Below are 24143 nucleotides of genomic sequence, written 5' to 3' on the forward strand. Positions count from 1 at the left end.
GGGCAACACGCGATTTATTGCATTTTCATATCAACCATTTACCGATAGGCACCCGCACTATGCTGGACTCTTACCGCGAACATGTTGCCGAGCGCGCTGCTCTGGGCATTCCCCCGCTGCCTTTGTCGGCTCAGCAGACCGCCGAGCTGATCGAGCTCATCAAGAACCCACCTGCCGGTGAGGAAGCATTTCTGGTCGACCTGCTGACGCACCGCGTCCCCGCCGGTGTGGACGATGCTGCCAAAGTGAAAGCCTCCTACCTGGCCGCTATCGCGCTGGGCACAGAAACCTGTGCTTTGATCAGCCGCGAGCGTGCCACTGAGCTGCTGGGAACCATGCTGGGTGGCTACAACATCAGCCCGCTGATCGACCTGCTGGATTCGCCCGAACTGGGCCAGATCGCCGCCAACGGCCTGAAAAACACCCTGTTGATGTTTGACTCTTTCCACGACGTTCAGGAAAAAGCCGAAAAGGGCAATGCCTTTGCAAAAGAAGTGCTGCAAAGCTGGGCCGACGGCGAGTGGTTCACCAGCCGTCCTGAAGTACCCGAAAGCCTGACCGTGACCGTTTTCAAAGTCACCGGCGAGACCAACACGGACGATCTGTCCCCCGCCCCTGACGCCTGGAGCCGCCCGGACATTCCGCTGCACGCTCTGGCCATGCTGAAGAACCCACGCCCAGGTATCGAACCTGAAGAGCCCGGCAAGAAAGGTCCCGTCAGCTTTATCGAATCCCTGAAAGAAAAGGGCCACCTGGTTGCCTACGTGGGCGATGTGGTCGGTACCGGTTCTTCGCGTAAATCGGCCACCAACTCCGTGTTGTGGTTCACCGGCGAAGACATTCCTTTCGTTCCCAACAAGCGCTTTGGTGGCGTGTGTCTAGGCAGCAAGATTGCTCCTATCTTCTACAACACCATGGAAGATGCCGGCGCTTTGCCTATCGAGCTGGACGTTTCCAAAATGGAAATGGGCGACGTGGTTGAACTGCGTCCCTACGAAGGCAAGGCCTTCAAGAATGGCGAACTGATCTCCGAATTCCAGGTCAAGTCCGACGTCCTGTTTGACGAAGTGCGCGCCGGTGGCCGTATTCCCCTGATCATTGGCCGTGGCCTGACCACCCGTGCTCGCGAAGCACTGGGTCTGCCCCCAACCACGCTGTTCCGCCTGCCACAAAGCCCTGCCGATTCCGGTAAAGGCTTCTCCCTGGCCCAGAAGATGGTTGGCCGTGCTTGCGGTCTGCCTGAAGGCCAGGGCGTGCGTCCCGGTACCTACTGCGAACCACGCATGACCACCGTTGGCAGCCAGGACACCACCGGCCCAATGACTCGCGACGAACTGAAAGACCTGGCTTGCCTGGGCTTCTCGTCCGATCTGGTGATGCAGTCCTTCTGCCACACCGCTGCTTACCCCAAACCTGTTGACGTTAAAACTCACCACGAACTGCCTGCTTTCATCAGCACACGCGGTGGCGTTTCCCTGCGTCCAGGCGACGGTATCATCCACTCCTGGCTGAACCGCATGTTGTTGCCCGATACCGTGGGTACCGGTGGCGACTCGCACACCCGTTTCCCTATCGGCATCAGCTTCCCCGCTGGTTCCGGTCTGGTGGCCTTTGCCGCTGCTACCGGTGTGATGCCTCTGGACATGCCAGAATCCGTACTGGTGCGCTTCAAGGGCGAAATGCAGCCCGGCGTCACTCTGCGTGACCTGGTTAACGCCATTCCTCTGTACGCCATCAAGCAAGGTTTGCTGACCGTGGAAAAAGCCGGCAAGAAGAACATCTTCTCCGGCCGCATTCTGGAAATCGAAGGTCTGCCCAACCTGAAGATCGAACAGGCTTTCGAGCTGTCCGACGCTTCGGCCGAGCGCTCCGCCGCTGCATGTACCGTGCGTCTGAGCAAAGAGCCCATCATCGAATACCTGAACAGCAACATCACGCTGCTCAAGTGGATGATTGCCAATGGCTACGAAGACGAGCGCACCATCTCGCGTCGTATCAAGGGCATGGAAGCCTGGCTGGCCAACCCAGAACTGCTGGAACCCGATGCAGACGCTGAGTACGCGGCTGTTATCGATATCGATCTGGCTGAAATCCACGAGCCTATCGTGGCTTGCCCGAACGACCCTGACGACGTGAAAACCCTGTCCGACGTGTCCGGCACCGTGATCGACGAAGTGTTTATCGGTAGCTGCATGACCAACATTGGTCACTTCCGTGCCGCTTCCAAGCTGCTGGAAGGCAAGCGCGACATTCCAACCCGTCTGTGGGTCGCTCCTCCGACCAAGATGGACCAGCAACAGCTGAGCGAAGAAGGCCACTACGGCGTTCTGGGCGTGGCGGGTGCTCGTATGGAAATGCCCGGTTGTTCGCTGTGCATGGGTAACCAGGCACAGGTTCGCGAAGGCGCCACCGTCATGTCCACCAGTACCCGTAACTTCCCCAACCGTCTGGGCAAGAACACCAACGTGTTCCTGGGTTCGGCTGAACTGGCCGCCATCTGCTCGCGTCTGGGTCGCATCCCGACCCGCGAAGAGTACCTGGCCGACATGGGCGTACTGCAAGCCAATAGCGAAGACATCTATCGCTACATGAACTTCGACCAGATCGAAGAGTTCAAGGAAATTGCTGACTCCGTAGGTCTGTAAGCCCTAGCGCTTGCAAATAACGCCTTCGCCGCTGCATGCGGCGAAGGCGTTTTTCTTTGCCTGTTTGAAATGATCGCCCTCCCAAGGGGCATGCAAAAAGCCGCGATAGCGGGGGCCAAGCACTACTGGCAGTGCACGTATCCACGGCTGCCAGCCCACGGGTATACCCCTATCATCATTGTGGTTACTCCTTATGTACGGCTGTCGTTCGAATCGCATATAAAGCTGAAAGCAAACTGAAAGAAAGCTGAAAACAACACCAGATTGCTGCAGTTTGCTCTCGAACGCTTACAGCCACTTCGGAGACACACCCCATGAGAAACAGGATCAAAAAAAGCACCGCGCCCCAAGAACAGAACGGCGCATCCCGGCGCAAGTTCCTGAGCGGTGCTGCAGCCGGCACCGCGGCTGCAGCAACGATGGGCTTTCCTGCCATCGCTCGCGCGCAAGGTCCCATCAACTTCCGCTTTCAAAGCACTTGGCCCACCGTCGACATCTTCCACGAATTCGCTCTTGATTTCGCCAAGAAGATCAACGATATGACTGGTGGAGATCTGAAAATCGAAGTCCTGCCCGCCGGGGCGGTTGTACCGGCCTTTGGCCTGCTGGATGCCGTCTCCAAGGGAACGCTGGACGGCGGCCACGGCGTACTGGGCTACAACTACGGCAAGCAAAATGCCCTGGCTTTGTTTTCGTCGGGCCCGGCCTTCGGCATGGACGCCAATATGGTGCTGGCATGGCACAAATACGGCGGCGGCAAGGAACTGCTGGCCAAACTGTACGATGCCATCGGTGGCAACGTCGTCTCCTTCCTGACTGGCCCGATGCCCACACAACCGTTCGGCTGGTTCAAAAAACCCATCACCAAGACCGAAGACCTCAAGGGCCTGAAGTTCCGCACCAATGGCCTGGCTATCGACCTGTTCACCGAAATGGGCGCTGCCGTGAACGCACTGCCAGGCGGTGAAATTGTGCCAGCGCTGGACCGTGGTCTGCTCGATGGTGCGGAGTTCAACAACGCCGCCTCGGACCGCGCTCTAGGCTTCCCGGACGTGTCCAAGGTCTGCATGCTGCAAAGCTTTCACCAGGCCTCGGAAACCTTCGAGATTATGTTCAACAAGGATAAATACAACGCCTTGCCGACACAGCTGAAAGCGATCGTCGACAACGCCGTGGAGGCCGCATCGGCCGACATGTCCTGGAAGGCGGTGGACCGTTACTCGCAGGACTACCAACGTCTGCAAAAGGAAGACGGCGTCAAATTCTACAAAACGCCCGACACCATCCTGCAGCAACAACTGGTCGTGTGGGACCAGATCGTCGCCAAAAAAGCCGAGACCAACCCCCTCTTCAAGGAAATCGACGCATCGCAACGAGCGTTCGCGGCACGCGCCATGGCATGGGACATGGACACCAACAATAACCGCCGTATGGCCTACAACCATTACTTTGGCCGCAAGGCTCCCCAAGCCAAGAGCTGACAAAAAGGGCAATCGCACCGCGTCATCCCGTCCATCCGGATGTGGATGACGTCTCCCCCTACCCCAGGCCGGCCGCGTTCCACCCCGCAGCCGACACGCATCAGACCCTTTCCGCGCTAGCAAGGTGAACCTACCATGCAGAAAATCCTGGTCTTCATCGACCGGTTCAATACGTGGATAGGCCAGTTGTTCGGCTGGCTAGTCCTGGCATTGACCCTGTTCGTTTCCTTCGAGGTCTTCTCTCGATACGTGTTGTCCAACCCGCATGCCTGGGCCTTTGACATGATGAACATGCTGTACGGCGGCCTGTTCATGATGGCCGGTGCCTACACGCTCTCCAAGAACGGCCATGTCCGCGGGGATGTGCTGTACGGTTTTTTCCCGCCCCGCCTGCAGGCGGGCCTGGACCTGATCCTGTACATCCTGTTTTTCATTCCCGGGGTGGTCGCCATGTTCTGGGCCGGCTACTACTTCGCTGCCGAATCCTGGGCCATCACGGAGCACTCGAACATCACGGCCAACGGGCCGCCCATCTACCCGTTCAAGGCCATCATCCCGCTGGCTGGTCTATGCCTTCTGCTGCAAAGCTTCGTGGAAATGGTGTACTGCGTGCGCTGTCTGCGGGACGGGAAATGGCCTTCGCGCGACAAGGACGTTGAAGAGGTCGATGTAGACAAGCTGATGGATATGGTGGACGTCAACAGCGACGATATTAAAAAGCTGGATGCCTTTGTCACAGGCGACGGCAAGAAAGGGAGTCCAACATGAGAAAAGAGATCTGGTTTGGACTTACCATCTTGATCGGCATCGTCCTGAGCATTGCCGTATTCATGCCGTCCCCAGCAGATATGACTAATGGCCATTTGGGCCTGCTCATGCTGGCCCTGATTGTCGTCACCATCATGCTGGGCTTTCCCACTGCCTTCACCCTGATGGGAATGGGAGTGATCTTCACCTGGCTTGCCTACCGCGACATGGGGACACAGCAAGCGATCCAGCAGACCCTGGACCTGATGGTTCTGCGTACCTACGCCGTCATGACCAACGATGTCCTGATTGCGGTGCCTCTGTTTATCTTCATGGGTTACCTGGTTGAACGCGCCAACCTGATCCAGAGCCTGTTCCAGGGCATGCATCTGGCCATGGCACGGGTTCCAGGCTCGCTGGCGGTGGCCACTATTGCCACCTGCGCCATCTTTGCCACGGCCACTGGCATTGTGGGTGCGGTCGTGACTCTGATGGGACTGCTGGCCATGCCCGCCATGCTGCGGGCGGGCTACAGCGTACAGCTGACGGCCGGCTCCATTACCGCCGGGGGCTGCCTGGGCATTCTGCTGCCCCCCTCCGTGCTGCTGATCCTGTACGGCGCTGTCGCTGGTGTCTCGGTCGTGAAACTGTATGCCGGGGCCTTCTTCCCGGGCCTGATGCTGGCGGTCATGTACGTGCTGTACGTGATTATCCTGGCCAAGCTCAAACCCAGCGTCGCGCCCCCTCTTTCGGCGCAAGACCGAATTGTGCCGCTGCCCACCTTCGCGCAAACCATCAAGGAGACCATCACGGACCGTGCCGTGCCCGGCCTGATCAGCGCCATGAAGGGACCGCGCAATATCGATGTACCCATGAAGCTGCTGCTCAAGAATCTGGCCGTGGCCTTGCTGCCTGCTGTGATCTTCATCGCAGTCATGGGTTTCAGCTATCAATCGGTCACCGCGCCCAAGACCGCCGAGCATTACGAGCTGCAGGAAATGGGCGGCGGTTTCAGCAGTTTCGACAATGACTACAGTGGCGGCGGACTGGCAGAGCCTCCGGGGGCTGGCGGTTTATCCGAACCCGAAGGGAGTGAGCCACTCCTTGCGCTGGGTGCCAGCGAACCGGGCGCAGAAGCGTCCGCAACTGAAGCAGAGGCCGCCGAAGAAGCCACCACGGCGGAACGCCAGGCAGCACCGATGACCTTCTGGATTTTCCTGATCGTAGGCAGCCTGGCCTTGCTGTGCTACTACGTGATGCTGAATTTCGCACGGCTGGAAATCTTCAAGATGCTGCTCAGCTCCTTCTTTCCGCTGACCATGCTGATCCTGGCCGTGTTGGGCAGCATCATCGTCGGCCTGTGCACTCCCACCGAGGCCGCGGCCTTGGGCGCATTGGGCGGCATCCTGCTGGCCTTCGCCTATCGCCGCCTGAACTTCTCCATGGTGCGCGAATCGGTATACCTCAGCGCCAAGACCAGTGCCATGGTCTGCTGGCTGTTCGTCGGCTCCAGTATCTTCTCGGCCGCCTTCGCCTTGCTGGGCGGTCAGGAACTGATCAATAACTGGGTGCTGTCTATGGATCTGACACCTATCCAGTTCATGATCCTGGCGCAAGTGGTCATTTTCCTGCTGGGCTGGCCACTGGAATGGACGGAGATCATCATTATCTTCATGCCCATTTTCCTGCCGCTGCTGGCGCACTACCAGATCGATCCGCTGTTCTTCGGTCTGCTGGTGGCGCTGAACCTGCAGACGGCATTCCTGTCGCCGCCGGTTGCCATGTCGGCCTTCTATCTGAAGGGTGTCTCGCCACCCCATGTCACCCTGAACCAGATTTTCCTGGGCATGATGCCCTTCATGGGCATCCAGATCCTGGCGATTATCATCCTGTATCTGTTCCCCGACATCGGCCTCTGGCTACCCAGAGTACTGTATTGATCCCAACCCTGTAGCGCCGGATCGCAACAGAAGCCGCCGCATTTCCGGATGCGGCGGTTTTTTTGCTTCATGATCCTTCCTAGGGAGCTTCCCTCATTCACACACCCCGGTCGTGGCAAAGGGTAAACTAGCCTGTCCCTCTATCGGTTTTGTATGTCCATGTCGCAACTCAATTCCAAACTGCTCGCCCAACAACCCAAAGAAATCCAGCGTCTGATCAATTACACAGACGCGCTGGTGCGTTCCGGCTCGCAGATCGAAGATCGCTACTGGCAAGGGCTGACCGCTCAATTGCTGGACAAGCTCTATAGCGGACGCCGCAATACAGCCGTTGAACAGACACTGGAACTGCTGGGCAGCCAGCAGCAAAACCAGCATTACGAAATTTTGATGGAACTGGCCGAGTCCCACGCCGAATGCCAGCAAATCGAGCATGACGGCGTGCTGTACGACGCGCTCCTGTTTTCGGCCCCGCTGACTGCCTGGACACGCTATCAACTGCCCCAAGGCACACTCAAGCCACAACAGCACAAGGAACTGGAAGAAGCCTTGCGCGCTACCGTGCTGGCTGAAGGTACGATGTGTGCCCTGCTGCCCAATCTGGTCAATTACGACGAGATGCCCCAGACCTACCAGCAAGCTTACGCCTGGACGCGCAGCCTGACCGCGCAAGCCCTGGGCCGCAGCCAGGAACCTGCCCCGCTGAACAAGCCGGAAGAAGCCAGCAGCCTGTTGGCCGACGCCCGCTTTCTGATTGGCGTGGTCATGGCCCCAGTCGGCCAACCTCTGTTTCGCTGGCAACAATCCAGCGACAATCTGCAAGCCGATCACCTGCGTTGGGTAGAACAATGGGTGGAGCGTTATTCCGCCATTGTCACGCCGTTGTTTACCGGCTGCCAGCTGCAATTCCTGGCCCCCAACGCCTACTACGTCAATAACCGCGAGTCGGACCGCGAGATTCGCCCGCTGGCCCTGAAGGCTGGCATCACCTGGCTGCAAACAGCGGTGAAACTCCCGCCCGACCATTTGCGTGCGGTCATCGTCGCTTGCGGCGAAGAGCAGATCGAAGAATATCGCGTGGGCTTTAGCACCATTTCCTCGCCCACCGTGATTTATGGCTGTATCTGGCCGGTGTTGAGCCAGGAGGAGGCCGAATCCTCTTTCCACAGCGATGACCATATCGACATTCCGGACGTGATTGCCGCCCTGCTCAGCACCCTGGGCCTGGTGCAGATTCAGCGCCTGCCCGGTCTGCACTCTACCGATACCTGCGACGACTGCAACGCCCCCTTCTTCCCGGACATTAACGGCGAGATGCAGCACCCGGAACTGCCGGACGAAATCGATCTGGACCCCGTACAACTGCACTAAATTGAATACCGCTCCTGTTTCCCAGCCTGTATCCATAGACCTGTTTTGCCGTGTTATCGACAATCTGGGGGATATAGGTGTGTGCTGGCGACTGGCCCGTCAGTTGGCTGCCAAACCCGAGGTCGCCCAGCTACGCCTGTGGGTGGATGACCTGCACAGCTTCAGCCGCATTCAGTCCGAAATACAAAGCGGCCTGCAAAGCCAGCAATTGCAAGGTGTGGATATTGAACACTGGCACGATGCGCGCCAGGACTACCCCGCACCGCACCCCTTTGTGATCGAAGCCTTTGCCTGCGAGCCGCCCGAAACCATGACAAGGCAACTGACGGCAGACAAGCATGTGTGGATCAATCTGGATTACCTGAGCGCCGAGCCCTGGGTGCAAGGCTGCCACGGCCTGCCATCCCCACAAGCAAACGGGGCCAACAAGTATTTCTTTTTCCCCGGTTTTGTCCCGCAAACAGGAGGCCTGCTGCGTGAAAGCGATCTGCTGGCCCGCCGCGATGCCTTTCAACAGGACGATGCTGCCTACCAGGCCATGCTGAACCGCTTGGGCGTGTCGCAGGAACACATTCAAGCCCTGCTCCAGGGCGAGATGCAGCAAATGTTCCTGTTCTGCTATCCTGATGCGCCCGTGCTGGCCCTGCCCGAGGTGCTATCCACGCTACAGCAGAAAACCCTGCTGCTGGTACCCGAGTCGGTTGCCCAACGCATCCCGGATCTGGAGCAAGGCCATTTGCTGGTGCAGCGTATCCCTGCTGTGAACCAGGCCGACTTTGATGCCCTGCTCTGGCGCAGCGCACTGAATATCGTACGCGGCGAGGACTCCCTGGTGCGCGCCATCTGGGCCGGTCAGCCCATGCTGTGGCAGCCCTACGTACAGGAAGAACAGGCCCATCTGGACAAGCTGCAAGCCTGGCTGGATACCGGCAATCTACCCGAGCCGGTTCAAGCCCTGCACCTGGCCTGGAGCAGTGCGGATCAGAGCGGCGCAGCCGTAGCCTTGAGCCGCTGTCTGGAACCGCAGGTGTTGCGTCTATGGCACCAAGAAGCCCGTGCATATAGTGCAAAACTGGCTGAACAAGCCGATTTGGCCAGCAGTTTGCTGAGTTTTTACACCCAAGTCGCCCGAAAACGCTAAAATAACCGATTACCTCTTAAAAGCTCCCTGACACTGCGTTTGGCGGAGCCTGTCCCATTCGGAGTTTTTTTAATGAAAACCGCACAAGAACTGCGCGTTGGTAACGTCGCGATGGTCAATGGCGACCCTCTGGTCGTTCAGAAAACGGAATACAACAAATCCGGTCGCAACTCCGCCGTTGTCAAACTGAAGTTCAAGAACTTGCTGACCGGCTCGAACAGCGAAGCCGTGCACAAAGCCGACGAAAAATTTGAAGTTGTTCAGCTGGAAAAGCGCGAATGCACTTACTCCTACTTCGCTGACCCCATGTACGTCTTCATGGACGAAGAGTACAACCAGTACGAAATCGAAGCCGAAAGCATGGGCGACGCCCTGGACTACCTGGAAGAAAACATGTCCGTTGAGGCCGTTTTCTACGAAGGTCGTGCCATCTCGGTTGAGTTGCCCACCATCATCGTGCGCGAAATCACCTACACCGAACCTGCTGTGAAAGGCGATACCTCCGGTAAAGTGCTGAAACCCGCCAAGATCAACACGGGCACCGAAATCAGCGTACCTTTGTTCTGCAACATCGGTGACAAGATCGAAATCGACACCCGCACTGGCGAATACCGCAGCCGCGTGATGTAAGAAAGACATCGTGCCGCCCAGTGCGGTACACGCAAGAAAAGGGGCTGTTTTTACAGCCCCTTTTTGTTGCCTGCCAGATTACTAAAAATACTGAGCAACCGAGAAAGAGGCAGCATTCACTTATCACCAAAATACTTATCTGCCCCTTGCTCTTAGCACAGCATTACCTCACCCCAAACGCCTCCTCAAAAATCCCCATAATCGTCTTCTTATCCGTCTGAATCGGATTAGTCGCACCACAGACATCCTTGAGCGCGTTATCTGCCAGAACCGGGAAATCTTCTCGCTTCACGCCCAGTTCTTCCAGCGACTTCGGAATCCCCACAATATCCGCCAGTTTTTTAATCGCCGCGATGACATCCAGGCCTTTCAGATCTGCATTGTTATCCGATAGCAGCTTGCCGATTTCATTCAGGCGTTCCCCCGCCACCTGCATATTGAAAGCCTGCACATGCGGCAATAGAAGTGCATTACAAACACCGTGCGGCAGGTCGTAGAAACCGCCCAGTTGGTGCGCCATTGCGTGAACATATCCCAGCGACGCGTTATTGAATGCCATCCCTGCCAGGAACTGCGCATAGGCCATTTGTTCACGGGCTTTCTTATTGTGTGGCTCGCGCACGGCAGTTGGCAGGTATTTGGCGATCAGCTCTACCACTTTCACCGCACAGGCGTCGGTGATGGGGGTGGCGATTGTGGAAACGTAGGCTTCGACTGCATGGGTCAGAGCATCCATACCGGTGGCAGCGGTTAAGGATGCAGGCATCCCTTCCATCAGGTCGGAGTCGTTCACTGACAGGAAGGGTGTGATGTGGCGGTCGATGATTGCCATTTTTACGTGGCGGGTTTCATCGGTGATGATGGTGAAGCGTGTCATTTCCGATGCCGTGCCTGCAGTGGTGTTGATAGCCAGCAATGGCAGTTGCGGCTTGGCGGATTTATCTACGCCTTCGTAGTCGGCAATCTTGCCGCCGTTGCTGGCAACCAGGGCTACGCCTTTGGCACAGTCGTGAGAAGAGCCGCCGCCCAGGGAGACGATCAGGTCTGCGCCGTGTGCTTTCAAGGCATCCAGGCCTGCATTGACGTTACCTACGGTGGGATTGGGCTGCACCTTGTCAAAAATTGCGGTGTCGATGCCCTGTGCAGTCAGCTTGTCGGCTACCAATTGGGCCATGCCCAGTTTGGCCAGATCGGCATCGGTGATGATCAAGGCTTTTTTGAAGCCCATTTTCCCGACAATCGGCATGGCCTGATCCAGCGCGCCAGGACCCAGGATATTGTGGGATGGGATAAAGAATTCCGAGACTGTCATTGTGCGTATTCCTTATGGATGATCGAAGAGATTCCTTGCGGCCCTCTGGGATAAACACATAGCAAGCGCGCAAGAAGGGCATCCCTCCATATTGCATGGAGGGATGTCTGACAACACTACGAATAGATCAAGAGATCAGAAGAAGCCCAGGGCATTCGGGCTGTAACTGACCAGCAGGCACTTGGTTTGCTGGTAGTTATTGAGGGCCATCTTGTGGGTTTCGCGGCCAATGCCGGACTGCTTGTAGCCACCGAAAGCGGCGTGAGCGGGATACAGGTGATAGCAGTTTGTCCAGACGCGACCAGCTTCAACGCCACGGCCTACGCGGTAGGCACGCGAGCCGTCGCGGCTCCAGACGCCAGCACCCAGACCAAACTCGGTGTCGTTGGCGATGGCGATGGCTTCCTCTTCATCCTTGAAGGTGGTCACTGCGGCCACCGGTCCGAAGATTTCTTCCTGGAAGGTACGCATGCTGTTTTTACCCAGCAGCATGGTGGGGCTGATGTAGTAGCCGTTATCCAGCCCCTGGCCCAGACGATTGCGTTCGCCGCCGGTCAAGGCTTGTGCGCCCTCTTCCCGACCGATATTGATGTAGCCCAGGATGCGCTCCATCTGTTTCTCGGACACCTGCGCACCTACCATCGTCCCGGCATTGAGCGGATTGCCGGTCTGAATACGTTTGACTCGCTCCACGGCGCGCTCGATAAAGCGTTCGTAGATGGACTCCTGAATCAGGATGCGCGATGGGCATGTGCAAACTTCACCTTGGTTCAAGGCGAACATGCTCAAGCCTTCCAGGGCTTTGTCCAGGAAAGCATCATCAGCCTGCATCACGTCTTCAAAGAAGATGTTGGGGCTCTTGCCGCCCAGCTCGACAGTCGCGGGGATAAGGCGGTCGGCCGCTGCGTGCAGGATTTCTCGGCCGACAGGTGTGGAGCCGGTGAAGGCGATTTTGGCGATGCGCTTGGAGTTGGCCAAGGCATGGCCAGCTTCTTTACCGTAACCAGTGACCACGTTCAGTACGCCAGCCGGTAGAAGATCACCGATGATTTCCATCAGCAGCAGGATGGAAGCGGGAGTTTGCTCGGCGGGTTTCAGGACGATGGGGCAACCGGCCGCCAGGGCGGGAGCCAGTTTCCAGGCGGCCATCAGCAGCGGGAAGTTCCAGGGGATGATCTGGCCGACGACGCCGATAGGCTCGTGGAAGTGGTAGGCAACAGTGGTGCTGTCCACATCCGAGATGCTGCCTTCTTGTGCGCGCAGGCAACCGGCAAAGTAACGGAAATGGTCGACCGCCAGGGGCAAGTCAGCCGCGCGGGTTTCACGAATGGGTTTGCCGTTGTCGATGGTCTCCGCCACCGCCAGACGTTCCAGATTTTGTTCGATGCGGTCGGCAATGCGCAGCAAAACAGCAGAGCGTTCGGCAGGCGGGGTATTGGCCCACTGGTGGCGCACCTTGTGCGCAGCATCCAGAGCCAGGTCAATATCCGCTGCACCCGAGCGGGCTACCTGGCAAAACACCTGTCCGGTGACGGGCGAGACATTATCAAAATACTCGCCTTCAACCGGCGGCACCCAACGTCCACCAATGTAGTTGTCGTAACGGGACTTGAAGGGGAATTCCAGATCCAGGCCCATGGATTTGAGATCGGACAGATTCATGATGTCTCCTTATTGATTTAGTTCGGTGTCACAAAGCGTGCACCGCAGGGAAAGGTTAGGGGTGCCTTTATCCTGATTTAACTAAAGCAAATAACGTGCCAAACTAAGTAGCGATTGTCCCGACTCGCTCCTGGGCTTGCCCGCCTCCATAATGGAACGACCTCCAGTCGCAGGCTGCGACAGCTACTGTCGCAAAACGCGAGCACTGTCGCAGGATGCGACACCCCTCCCGGAGCACACTCATGACTTCTCTACACTCGTTTTGCCCGCAGACCAACGAAACCATGTGGCGTCAGTCCTGGGAACGCTGTCAGACGATGGAGTCGGAGTTAAGCGCGGAACCCAGGGACATGAGCCAAGGTGCGCTGCGACAGTTGCTGGAACAACAGCATCACTTGTTGCATCACTCCTCGGCAGCGGTACAGGATCTGGCGGCGCTGGTGCACCCGCATCGCAGTCTGGTTTTATTGTGCGACGCACAAGGCACGGTCCTGCAACAGGCGGGCGATCCGCATTTTCTGCAACGGGCCGAGCAGGTTGCCTTGCGTGCAGGCGTAAGCTGGGCCGAGAACCATCGCGGCACAAATGCAATTGGCACCGCGCTGTTCTGCGCGCAGCCCATCAAGATTCACGGCAGCCAGCACTATCTGCCTGACAACCGGATTCTGAGCTGCCATGCCGCCCCCATTTATGACCCTTATGGTCAGATCATTGGGGTGCTGGATATTTCCGGGCCTTCGGAGCTGGAGCATCACTACGCGCTGGATTTGGCGCAGCTGTACGCCCGCCAGATCAGCCGCCAGATGCTGGAGTCGCTGTGCACGCCGTCCCGCCGCCTGCTGCATCTGCATACCGACCCCGGCCTGCTCAATAGTGCTTTTAGTGGTCGACTGGTTCTGGAGGACGACACGATTGTGGCCGCCGATGAATTGGCCGCCCGCATGTTGCGCCAGGACTGGCAGGAGCTGCCCGGCCAGGATTTAAGTTCAGTACTGGAACAGGCGAAAAGCACGAGTCGGCCCGTAACGCTGCACCTGAGCACGGCCGCCAAAGCCCCGGCTCCGGCCCGCGCGGTGCAAGCTCAGACCGAGACAACAGAAACAACACAACTGTCCCCTCAACAGGAAAAGGCGCTGGAACCGGCGTTGCGAGCCATGCAAATGGGCCTGTCCATCTTGCTCAGCGGCCCCAGCGGCTCGGGCAAGGAGCGTATGGCGCGTGAGCTGCATCGCCGTCACAAGTCCCAGTCCGGTCCTTTTGTGGCGATTAACTGCGCCGCCCTGCCCGAAACCCTGATTGAAGCCGAGCTGTTTGGTTATGAAGCCGGTGCGTTTACCGGAGCGCGTCGCCAGGGCTATGCCGGTAAATTGCGTCAGGCCCATGGCGGTGTGCTGTTTCTGGATGAAATTGGCGATATGCCAGTGGGTTTGCAAAGCCGTCTGCTGCGGGTTCTGCAAGAGCGCGAAGTTCAGGCGCTGGGCTCGGAACGTACACACAGGCTGGACTTCCAACTGATCAGCGCCAGCCATCAGCCGCTGGAAAAACTGGTACGTGATGGTCGCTTCCGTGCCGACCTGTACTTCCGGCTGCAAGACTATATCTGCACAGTCCCCAGCCTTAGAGAACGGAACGATCTGGGCGACTACATTTCCAGAGAGCTGACCGTTCTGGCACAAGGCCAGGCTGCGCCCCAGCTACATCCCGAAGCACTGCAAAAACTGCAGGACTACGACTGGCCGGGCAATTACCGCCAATTACGATCAGTGTTGCTGCAGATTATTGTGCAGGATACGCCGGGACGTCTGTGGTTGGCCCAGGACCTGCCTGCCTTGCCATGCTTGAATGCCGAGCACCCGGTGCCGGCTCAAGAGCCTGCCGCCCCGGCAGCCCGGAATATCACGGAATCAACCCTCCTTGCCGCCCCCAAGCCACAAACCCTGAAGGAACAGGAATACGCCGCCGTGCAGCAGGCTTTGGAACAACATCGGGGAAATATTTCACGGGCGGCGCGCGCCTTGGGACTGCATCGCAGCACCTTGCATCGCAGACTGAAAGAAATGTCGCTGCTAATTACTGCAGACGGTCATCATCCAGAAAGTCCGGAATCGGCATGGCAATAATGCCGTCGTCGGCCAGTTCCTGATATTCCTGCGCCGTGGCCTGACCACGGATCGCGCGCGGTTCAATATCGCCTTCGTGCATGCGACGCGCTTCCTGGGCAAACTGGGTGCCCACATTGTCCGACTTGCGTATTACCGAACGCAGCTCTTGCAAGAGCTGGCCTTGAATCGCCCGCATTTGCTCTTCGGTAGGCATGGTTGAGGGCAAAGGCGGGGGAACCGGGGCACTGACTGGAGCGCTGATGCTTTCCTGCGCTCCTACATTGATACGGGGAGCCGAAAGCTTGCGTTTGACCTCGTGGCTGTCGCAGACGGGGCAACACAAGAGCCCACGACTGATCTGCTCATCGTAACTTTCGCGTGAGCTAAACCAACCCTCGAACACATGGCCGTGTTCGCATTCAAGATCAAAAACCTTCAGACTCATAATGTGTGTATCAATGGGCGGACAGACCGCCGTATTGTGACATAGAAGTACCGGACTAATTATGGCAAGTCCGGCAGGTGGCGCGACTTAACGAGGTACAGCGGCCAGCAGACGCTGTGTCAGTTCTTCCTGCGGATGGAACAGAACGTGCTGTGCACTGCCCTGCTCCACGATACGCCCCTTGGCCATGATAGCAATTCGATCGGCTAGGTACTCCACAACCCCGAAATTATGGGTAATGAACAAATAAGCCAGACCCAGTTCCATCTGCAATTCGCGCATCAAATCCAGAATCTGCGCCTGCACGGACACGTCCAGGGCCGAGGTCGGTTCGTCGCAAATCAGAACGGCGGGTTCGACTGCCAAAGCCCGCGCAATGGCGATGCGCTGACGTTGCCCACCAGAAAACTCATGCGCGTAACGATCCAGGGCGTTCTTAGGTAGACCGACTTGGTCCACTAAAGTTTCAATTCGCTTGCGACGCGCCTTGGCATCCAGCTCGGGACGCAGCGCCGTCAGACCTTCCAGGAGGATATCGCCCACCATCATGCGTGGGTCCAGCGATCCATACGGGTCCTGAAAAATGATCTGCAAGCGTGAGCGCAATTGCCGCAAGGCCTTGCCTTTCACTTGCAAGACATTCTGCCCCTGCATTTGTACCTGACCACTGATCTGCGCCTGGTGATCCAGCAAGCGCATCAAGGTGCGCGCAACCGTGCTTTTACCGCAGCCCGACTCGCCGACCAAAGCCAGGGTTTCGCCCTTGTGCAGTTGCAGGCTCAAGTCTTTGACCACGGGAATCACGGGCAGGCGTCGCCACCAGGAGCCAGCCTGCTTATAGGAAACGGACAAGCCCTGAATATCCAGCACCAGCTCTTTGCCGTTCCTGCGTGGAGCTACGGCTTCGATAGGCGCAATGGCGCGGGATAAAGGGCGTCCGCGCTTTTCAAAAGTGGGAATGGCATCCAGCAATTCACGGGCATACGGATGGCTGGGGCGCAGAAAGAACTGACTGGCCAGCCCGGCTTCCACAATTTGGCCGTGCCGCATCAAGGCCACATAGTCGGCGTACTGCTTTACCAGCAGCAAATCGTGCGTAATCAGCAAGATAGCCAGGCCCATCTCTTTCTGTATATCGGCCAGCAACTGCAAGATCTGCGCCTGAACCGTCACATCCAGCGCGGTGGTTGGCTCGTCAGCCACCAGCAAATCGGGCTCTGCCGCCAGGGCAATCGCAATCATGATGCGTTGCTTCTGGCCGCCGGAAAACTGGAACGGAAAATCGTCGTAGCGCTGGGCGGCGCCGGGAATGCCGACACGCTCCAGCCACTTGATGGCCGTTGCCCTCTCCTGCCCCGCGGGAACCACGGCATGACGACGAATCACCTCGCTAATCTGCCGGCCAATCGACATGACCGGATTCAGGCTGGTGGACGGCTCCTGAAAAATCACGCTGATACGTTTACCGCGCACATCCTGCATTTGTTGTTCAGGCAAAGGCGGCAATTCCAGCCCGTCCAAGGCAATTTGTCCGGACTGCATCCAGGCAGCTTCGGGCAAGAGGCGCAGGATTGCCATGGCCGTCATGCTTTTGCCGCAGCCGGACTCCCCCACCAAAGCAAAGGTTTCACCGCGCTGCACGGCCAAAGACAGATTGCGCACCACACTTTGCACACCCGCATCGGACTGCACACGCAGTTCCAGGCCCTCGATATTCAGCACGGCAGGCGTGGCGGAGGGCTTCACGGCGGAGACATTTTCAAGCTCACTCATACCTTGGCTCCTCCTGTGCGACGTACTCGCAAAGCCTTGAAGCGGCGGGTGCGAGGATCAAAGGCTGTTTGCACCGCATCGGCAAAAATGTTCGCGGACAGAACCAGCCCCAACATCATCACAAAGGCCCCGGCCAAACCCCACCAGATAATCGGGTCGCGGGACAATTCGCTGCGGGCGGCATCAATCATGCGTCCAAAAGAGGGCATGCTGGGGTCCACACCAATGCCCAGATAAGACAGCACGGCCTCATACAGCACCAGACCGGAGAACTCCAGAATCAGGGTGATCAGCACAATGTGCATGACGTTAGGCAGCAGGTGGCGGAACATGATGCGCAAATGGCCGACACCAAATGCTTGGGCAGCCTGAACGTAGTCCAGCTCGCGCAGTTTCAGCACCTCGGCACGTAGCAGGCGGCACAGGCCCGCCCAGCCGGTCAGGCCCAGAATCAGACACAGCATGAACAAACGCAGATCGGCGCGAGCAGCCACGGTGTCGAAGCTATCGGGATGGGTGTCGATATAGACCTGCATCATCAACACGCAAGCGGCGATCAGCAGCACGCCAGGGATGGAGGTCAGCGTGGTGTAAATGTATTGAATGACATCATCTACCCAGCCGCGGAAGTATCCGGCAGCCAAGCCCAGAATGATGGCAGGCGGCAGCATGGCGAAGGTGGTCAAGGTGCCAATCACCAAAGCGGTGCGCACGCTTTTCAAGGCTTGCCAGATGATGTCGTTACCCGTGCGGTCAGTGCCCAGCACGTAGTAATTCGCGCTAAGACTCACAACCAGGCATAGCACGATCACCAGCACGCAGGCACTGAACCACACCAAGCGCCAATTCACTAAACCCTGCCCCTGCCACCAGTACCGCCAGGCCGCGCCCCAGCCCGGCTCCATGGCTTGCTTGCGCCCCCACAGTGTCAGCAAGACAGCCAGCACCACGCTGCCCAGAAGTCCCCAGACCAAGCCTTTCAGACTGAGCTGGAGAATATCCTGTCGGTGTTCCTCGGGCGTATCCATGCCCACCCCGGCATTGACCAGACGCGGGAAGTCTCGCACGGGCTTGCCGTCAATCAGCATGCTTTCTTTGGTCAGCTGAAAACGGGCCAAGGGAGCTGAATAGGTTTTTTCCACCTCGGTCAGACCTGCCATCTTCAACACATCATCCAGGGCTGAACGGGCCACAGGTGCATAACTGGGTGTGCTGGCTTCCTGCCCGGGAGCTGCAGGCAAAAGCGGCCGATAATGAATGGAGTCCAGCAAACCAACCAGCAGAAAAAAGACTAGAAAAACCGCGGCACACATGGCCGATGGCGTACGCGCCACACTGGCCCAGGCCGAGCGCAAGGCGGGACGCTTGACGACACGCCAGGTATAGACCGCCATGGCCAGGAACAGTGCCAGCACAAAGGTATCGGTCCAGAGAAAGACGAACTGTGGCATGGCGGGCTCAACTGAAACGAATGCGGGGGTCGACCAAGGTGTAGGAGATATCGGCCAGAATCAAACCGGCGATATAAAGCATCGATCCTAAAAACACCATGGCACGCACAATGGAGAAGTCCTGGGCATTGATGGCATCAATGGTGAAGCTGCCCAGACCCGGAATACCAAAAAAAGACTCGGAGATCAGGCTGCCCATGAACAGCAAGGGCAAGGCCGAGACGGTGCCCGTCAGAATGGGCAACAGCGCATTGGGCAAGACGTGGCGGAACAGGACGGTGGATTCCGTCAGCCCCTTGGATCGCGCCGTACGCACATAATCGCGGCTGGCCTCTTCCAGGAACAGGCTGCGATAAAAGCGGGATTCTGCGCCGATTCGCGACAAAATCCCCACCAGCACCGGCAAGACCAGAAAGCGCCAGTTATCCATCCCTTCCACCCAGCCCGAGAACGGCACCCAGCGCAACACCCGCGCAAACAGCCACTGCCCGGCGATGATGTAGAACAGGCCTGAAATGGACATCAGCACCACGCACAGCACAACGGCGGAAAAATCCAGTCGGGTTCCCCGGAAGAACACCATCAGCAAGGCAAAGCTGATGCACACCCATAAGCCTAAAAAGAAGGTGGGCAAGGCCAGCGCCAGACTGGGCCCCATGCGTTGCTTGATCTGATAGGCAATATCCTGCCCCTGATCAGACAAACCAAAATCCAGGCGCAACAAAGGAACCGAGCGCTCGTAAAAAATCGTGTCGGTAAAGGTTTTGGAGCCTTCCGCCTGCGCGTTATAAAACAGCGGCTTGTTATAACCGCGCTCTACCTTCCAGTTTTCAATGGCCGTCTGGCTGACGCGCTGCCCACCAATGGACAGGCGGGCCATATCGTCGGGCGTATTCACGGCAAAGAACAGCACAAAGGTCAGCAGATTGACCCCGATCAGAATCAGCACGCCATACAGAATGCGCCGCAGCATATAGGAAAACATCAGTCTTTCTCCTTGCGCAGAGCCACGTGGCGACGACGCGCCTGAGCCTGCGAGCGCACCACCCACACCAGAATCAAAGCCAGCAAGCCCAGCGGAATGGCGGGCCACCAGACAGGGCCGTTCCAGCGATCAATGCGCTCCACACGCTGTTCGGGGTCGATACGGTAATACTGGATGCTGTCGCGCACCATCATGGACGGCTTGGCATTGCGCACCCAGCTTTGATAGGCACCGCCCGCATTGGGCACATAGCCAAACATCCAGGGGGCATCGTGCTGAACCAGATGGATCATCTGCTGTACCACTGCCTGTTTGTCCGGGCCATCGTTCAGAAAACGCATTTGCTCGTACAGGCGATCAAACTCGGCGCTTTGGTAGTTGGCGGCGTTTTCACCCCCAAAATCTTTCTTGGCCTGGGGGCCATACAGCAAGGTGAAGAAGTTTTCCGCATCCGGGTAGTCGGCTACCCAGCCCCAAAGGAATAGCTGTGCCGCGCCGCGTTTCATCTTGTCCTGAAAACGGTTGTAGTCGGTGGCGCGCACTTCCAGCTGCAAGCCTACCTGGGCCAGCTGACGGCGCATCCAGTCCACCGTGGCATCCGAGCCCATGCCCATCATGGAGTCGTAATACAGAATCAAGGGCTTGCCGGTGCGGCTGTCCCGTCCATCGGGATAGCCTGCCTGTCGCAGCAAATCGCGGGCTTCGTCCAGGCTGCGGCGTTTCACCACGCCATTATCCTTAGTGTAGACGTAAGGGTTGGCGCCTTGTGGCAGCGGCTGGTAACCCGGTACGCCGGGCGGCAAAGGACTATGTGCGGCTTCCCCCTGGTCGTTCATGAAAATGGAAACGTACTGCTCCCAATCGAACACAATGCTGATGGCCAAACGCAGCTTGCGGTTTTTCTCGAACTGCTCGGGCGTGTCGCCCTGACCGACCACCGGGTCGTGCCAGTTAAAGCCCATATAAAACAATTGCGCTTCGGGAGCCGTGCGCAATTGCAGGCCGCGCTCCTGATACAGATTGGCTTTGTCTACCGAGTCCTGCGCAGCTACCGTCATGGCGACGCCGTATTCGCCCCGCTCCACCTGCGGAATGTCGTAATAGCCTTGCAGGAACTTGCCCATCAAGGGAACGCTCTCTTTCTCCAAAGAGAACACCACTTTGTCCAGGAAAGGCATGGGTTTGCCGCAATCCTCCAGCAGTCCCGCCTCCTGGTCGCCCGGTTCACCGACGCAGGGGTAAGGTTCGCCCCGGTAATTGGGGTTGCGGCTCAGGACATGACGGCGGTTGGTCAAGGACTCCGTCAGCATGAACGGCCCCGTGCCCACCGGCCAGCTATCCAGCGTCAGATTGTGCTGTGCCATGCGCGGCTGGCTGTAGAAGCGCTCGGCCTCCCAGGCCATGGGCGCGGTAAAAGTCATGGCCAGCCAGTACTTGAACTGCGGATACTTGCCCTTGACCTCGATACGCAGCGTATGTTTGTCCAGAGCCCGCACGCCCGGCAAGGTGAAGGGCCGCAAATCCAGCCATTGCGGCCTCGGCTCCTGCTTGTCGACACGGGCCAGTTCTTCGCTGAACTCCTTGAAGCCCCGTATATGCTCGGCCATCACACCCAGCACAGGGGACGCCAAACGCGGGCTGGCCAGACGCTTGAAGGCGTAAACGTAATCGTGAGCCGTCAGCTCGCGCGAGCCGGTATGAGCGAAGTCAGCAATGCTGAAGGCATCGTTCAGATCCGGCGCCCGCATGGGGTAATAACGAAACTCACCCTGCTCATCCAAGGCAAAAGCCGGATGCGGTTGAAAGCGAATGCCTTGCTTGATCGGAATGTCGTAACGGCTGATGGCTACCTGTTCCCCCGGCACATCGGCAGGCAAACGGTTGCCCTGCTCATCCAGATACACCGGGTCTACCAATTCGGCCGCCGCCTTGGGAATCAGACGATAAGGCCGGTCCAGATAGTGATAGCCGTACAGTGGCTCGTAAATCGAGTAGGTAAACGGCGTCTCGTCACCGGAGTAGGACAAGGCTGGGTCCAGGTGATTGGGAGAACGGGTCGTGAACGCGCTGTACAGCGTGTTTTCTGCTGCACTGTGTTCATGGTAAGGGCTGTTAACGGGCTTGGAGCAGGCTGCCAATCCGACGCACAACAGAGCCAGTCCGAGCCGCCGCAAAGGGCTTAGCATTGCCCTTGCTGCCAGCAGTCATAACGCCATTTCCATGGCGGAACAGGATTGGGCTCGGACCAGATGCCTACACCGGATTCTTTAGCCTCGCGTTCCAGTTGATCAATACGCGGGTCGCGCAGGAAACGGCCACGTTTTTCACGATTGGCCATGGCCATTCCGGCCCGTACCAGTTTCTGATTGGCGGTTTCGCCATCGGCCAAAGGCACATCACATACCGCGCGCCCATGGCGGTCGCTCTCATAGCAGGACAGGGTCAAGTGTTTACCAGACACCAAATCCGACAAGAAGCGCCGCGAGGCCACCGCAAAGGGCTGGCCAGGGCGACGGCTGTCTTTGGTGGTTTCAGGGGCATCAATACTGGCCAGACGCACGCGCACCTGCCTGTTATTGCTGGGCAGAATCGTCAGCGTATCGCCGTCGGCCACCCGCACTACGCGCCCGGTCAACTCGAAGTGTTGAGCCTGAACAGGCAAGGCCCAGACAGCCAGCACAGCCGTCAAGCCAGCACAAACGGCTGTGCGCCGCGTCAAAGAAGAAAAGCCGGACAGGGAAAACACAGTCATGATGCGGACAACACTCCAGGCGGGTAGCAGAAACTAGGCTAACAAATTATAGATACTGCGCACCGCCTGTCCAGAGCAATGTCCCTAGTAGGCAGGCCTGCATCAAGACGCCTGCAGGCGGGGCCAGATGCGATGCAAATACCAGGAAGCCTGCTCCACACCTTCCAGCCCGAGTATGGCAGCGGGACCTTCTTGCAGACGATGGGTTGCAAACATATCCGCGACGGCATCGGGAGCTAGTTCGCGCATCAAGCAGGCTTGATAGAGAAGTGCCAGTTTCTGCGTCCAGACACGGCCTCCGGCCTGGGAAACTGTGCTCAACAAATCCTGCGCCGCTTGGCCCAGTTCCGCATCATCTCCCGTACGGGCACGCAAATCCGCCTGCAAGGCCTCCAGGACACCTTCCTGACTCAAGGCGCGCTGCACATCCAGACACATTACATTGCCTGAGCCTTCCCAAATCGAATTGACGGGGGCTTCGCGCAGCAAGCGCGGCATGGGGCCATCCTCGATATAACCGTTACCGCCCCAGGTTTCCATGGCTTCGGCACACAGGGCGATGGCCCGACGGCATACCCAGAACTTGGCAGCTGGAGCCAGCACGCGTAGCACCGCCTGCGCCACGGAATCATCGGCACGCTCCTGCAAATCCACCAGGAACAGGGCCAGATGAGTGGCGGCTTCGCTTTCCAGGCTCATGTCCAGCAGTACCGCCTGCATCAAAGGCTGCTCGATCAATTGTTTGCCAAAGCAGCGTCGGTGCTGACAGTAATGCAGGGACTGCACCAAGGCTTGTCGCATCAGGGCGGCGCTGCCCAGCACGCAATCAATACGGGTACGGGCGGCCATTCCGGCCAGCAGCGCAATACCGCGACCGGCTTGGCCCACGCGCCAGGCCAGCGCACCGTCAAAATCAATTTCGGCACTGGCGTTGGAGCGGTTGCCCAATTTATCTTTCAGCCTGCGTATATAACGGCGATTCAAACCGTATTCGGTATAGCGCGGCATCAAGAAACACGAAAACTGCTCGTGCTCGCGCGCCAGTACCAGATGCCCGTCCGCTTGCGGCACAGAAAAAAACCATTTGTGCCCGTAAAGACGAAAAGCCTGGGCCTCGGGATGGGCTTCGGTAGTGCAGCCGCGCAGATCCGAGCCGCCCTGCATTTCCGTCATGCCCATACCCAACAGCACGCTGCTTTTTTCTGCCATCAACTGATGAGAAGCGTCGTACTGATTGATGTCCAGCTTGGCGGCCCATTCCTGAAACGGCTCAGCCTGTAATAAAGGCGCAGCGGCGCGCGTCATGGTCAAGGGACACAAAGTGCCCGCCTCGATCTGACCATGCAGATAAAAACCCATAGCCCGTTGCAAATGCTGACCGGGCTGGGGCTGATGGGGCCAGATATGCAGGCCCTGCTCCATGCCCAGACTCATCAAATGATGCCAGGAGGGATGAAAATCCACCTGATCGACTCGTTGCCCTTGGGCAGACCAGCCTCGCCATTGCGGCGGCTGACGATTAGCCAAAGCGCCTTGCTCGCGCCAATGGGCAGAGCCCAATTTCTTACCGTAGTCCGCCAGACTTTGCCGGGCCTCGTCGCTGGCCAGTTTGCTTTGCCAATGTTGTAAAGCCGGATCTTCGCCAAACAGATCATCATCCATCAAATCCGGCACCTGATTCTGTAACTGCTGTTCCAGACCCATCT

The 24143-nt window shown here is 58.0% G+C and carries 17 protein-coding genes; 8 read left to right on the top strand and 9 right to left on the bottom strand.

Annotation, left to right across the window (positions count from 1 at the left end; translation table 11 throughout):
* The first annotated feature begins 59 nt into the window (after window positions 1–59).
* The 7 genes from acnB (at window position 60) to efp (ending at window position 9955) form a co-directional block, all read left to right on the top strand.
* Window positions 60–2645: a bifunctional aconitate hydratase 2/2-methylisocitrate dehydratase gene (gene acnB / locus Q9R35_RS13700; protein WP_022983544.1), complete on the top strand. Its 2586-nt coding sequence runs from the start codon at window positions 60–62 to the stop codon at window positions 2643–2645.
* 314 nt (window positions 2646–2959) lie between these two features.
* On the top strand, window positions 2960–4126 hold the full coding sequence (locus Q9R35_RS13705; protein WP_162089982.1) for a TRAP transporter substrate-binding protein: 1167 nt from the start codon (window positions 2960–2962) through the stop codon (window positions 4124–4126).
* A gap of 135 nt (window positions 4127–4261) precedes the next feature.
* Window positions 4262–4894 carry a TRAP transporter small permease subunit gene (locus Q9R35_RS13710; RefSeq protein WP_236780572.1) on the top strand — a complete coding sequence of 211 codons (633 nt, stop codon included), beginning with the start codon at window positions 4262–4264 and terminating at the stop codon, window positions 4892–4894.
* Window positions 4891–6813, top strand: coding sequence for a TRAP transporter large permease subunit (locus tag Q9R35_RS13715; protein ID WP_311219993.1), 1923 nt, complete (start codon window positions 4891–4893; stop codon window positions 6811–6813). Before Q9R35_RS13710 ends, Q9R35_RS13715 begins: the two co-directional genes overlap by 4 nt.
* Window positions 6814–6972: 159 nt before the next feature.
* Window positions 6973–8184: a DUF2863 family protein gene (locus tag Q9R35_RS13720; protein ID WP_311219994.1), complete on the top strand. Its 1212-nt coding sequence runs from the start codon at window positions 6973–6975 to the stop codon at window positions 8182–8184.
* Window position 8185: 1 nt separating this feature from the next.
* Window positions 8186–9325: an elongation factor P maturation arginine rhamnosyltransferase EarP gene (gene earP / locus Q9R35_RS13725; RefSeq protein ID WP_311219995.1), complete on the top strand. Its 1140-nt coding sequence runs from the start codon at window positions 8186–8188 to the stop codon at window positions 9323–9325.
* 72 nt (window positions 9326–9397) lie between these two features.
* Window positions 9398–9955 (top strand): elongation factor P, encoded by a 558-nt coding sequence (gene efp, locus Q9R35_RS13730; protein ID WP_003802564.1) that lies wholly within the window; start codon window positions 9398–9400, stop codon window positions 9953–9955.
* Between the two features lie 163 nt (window positions 9956–10118).
* Here the strand turns inward: efp and Q9R35_RS13735 are convergent, their stop codons facing one another.
* The gene (locus Q9R35_RS13735) at window positions 10119–11267 is read right to left on the bottom strand and encodes an iron-containing alcohol dehydrogenase (protein WP_199265519.1); all 1149 of its coding nucleotides are present in this window, start codon (window positions 11265–11267) and stop codon (window positions 10119–10121) included.
* 135 nt (window positions 11268–11402) lie between these two features.
* A complete protein-coding gene (locus tag Q9R35_RS13740) occupies window positions 11403–12929 on the bottom strand; it encodes an aldehyde dehydrogenase family protein (RefSeq protein WP_026484276.1) in 1527 nt (508 codons plus the stop codon).
* A 242-nt stretch (window positions 12930–13171) separates the two neighbouring features.
* On the opposite strand from Q9R35_RS13740, the gene Q9R35_RS13745 reads away from it, so the two are divergent.
* Window positions 13172–15049: a sigma-54-dependent Fis family transcriptional regulator gene (locus Q9R35_RS13745; RefSeq protein WP_311219996.1), complete on the top strand. Its 1878-nt coding sequence runs from the start codon at window positions 13172–13174 to the stop codon at window positions 15047–15049.
* On the opposite strand, the gene Q9R35_RS13750 is transcribed toward Q9R35_RS13745, so the two are convergent.
* From Q9R35_RS13750 to Q9R35_RS13780, 7 genes are all read right to left on the bottom strand, one after another.
* On the bottom strand, window positions 15000–15476 hold the full coding sequence (locus tag Q9R35_RS13750) for a DUF1178 family protein (protein ID WP_045931069.1): 477 nt from the start codon (window positions 15474–15476) through the stop codon (window positions 15000–15002). The two genes, Q9R35_RS13745 and Q9R35_RS13750, sit on opposite strands and share 50 nt — an antisense overlap.
* 87 nt (window positions 15477–15563) lie before the next feature.
* On the bottom strand, window positions 15564–17249 hold the full coding sequence (locus Q9R35_RS13755; protein ID WP_063693498.1) for an ABC transporter ATP-binding protein: 1686 nt from the start codon (window positions 17247–17249) through the stop codon (window positions 15564–15566).
* On the bottom strand, window positions 17246–18700 hold the full coding sequence (locus tag Q9R35_RS13760) for an ABC transporter permease (protein WP_063693495.1): 1455 nt from the start codon (window positions 18698–18700) through the stop codon (window positions 17246–17248). The genes Q9R35_RS13755 and Q9R35_RS13760 overlap by 4 nt, the downstream gene beginning before the upstream one ends.
* A 7-nt stretch (window positions 18701–18707) precedes the next feature.
* Window positions 18708–19685, bottom strand: a complete 978-nt coding sequence (locus tag Q9R35_RS13765) for an ABC transporter permease (protein WP_311219997.1) — start codon at window positions 19683–19685, stop codon at window positions 18708–18710.
* The gene (locus tag Q9R35_RS13770) at window positions 19685–21871 is read right to left on the bottom strand and encodes an ABC transporter substrate-binding protein (protein ID WP_045931065.1); all 2187 of its coding nucleotides are present in this window, start codon (window positions 21869–21871) and stop codon (window positions 19685–19687) included. The genes Q9R35_RS13765 and Q9R35_RS13770 overlap by 1 nt, the downstream gene beginning before the upstream one ends.
* Window positions 21865–22437, bottom strand: a complete 573-nt coding sequence (locus tag Q9R35_RS13775) for a thermonuclease family protein (protein ID WP_231691585.1) — start codon at window positions 22435–22437, stop codon at window positions 21865–21867. Before Q9R35_RS13775 ends, Q9R35_RS13770 begins: the two co-directional genes overlap by 7 nt.
* Before the next feature lie 102 nt (window positions 22438–22539).
* Window positions 22540–24141, bottom strand: coding sequence for an acyl-CoA dehydrogenase family protein (locus tag Q9R35_RS13780; RefSeq protein ID WP_311219998.1), 1602 nt, complete (start codon window positions 24139–24141; stop codon window positions 22540–22542).
* Window positions 24142–24143: the final 2 nt, after the last annotated feature.

The organism is Alcaligenes sp. AB3 (genome assembly GCF_031844565.1).
Lineage (GTDB): Bacteria > Pseudomonadota > Gammaproteobacteria > Burkholderiales > Burkholderiaceae_B > Alcaligenes > Alcaligenes faecalis.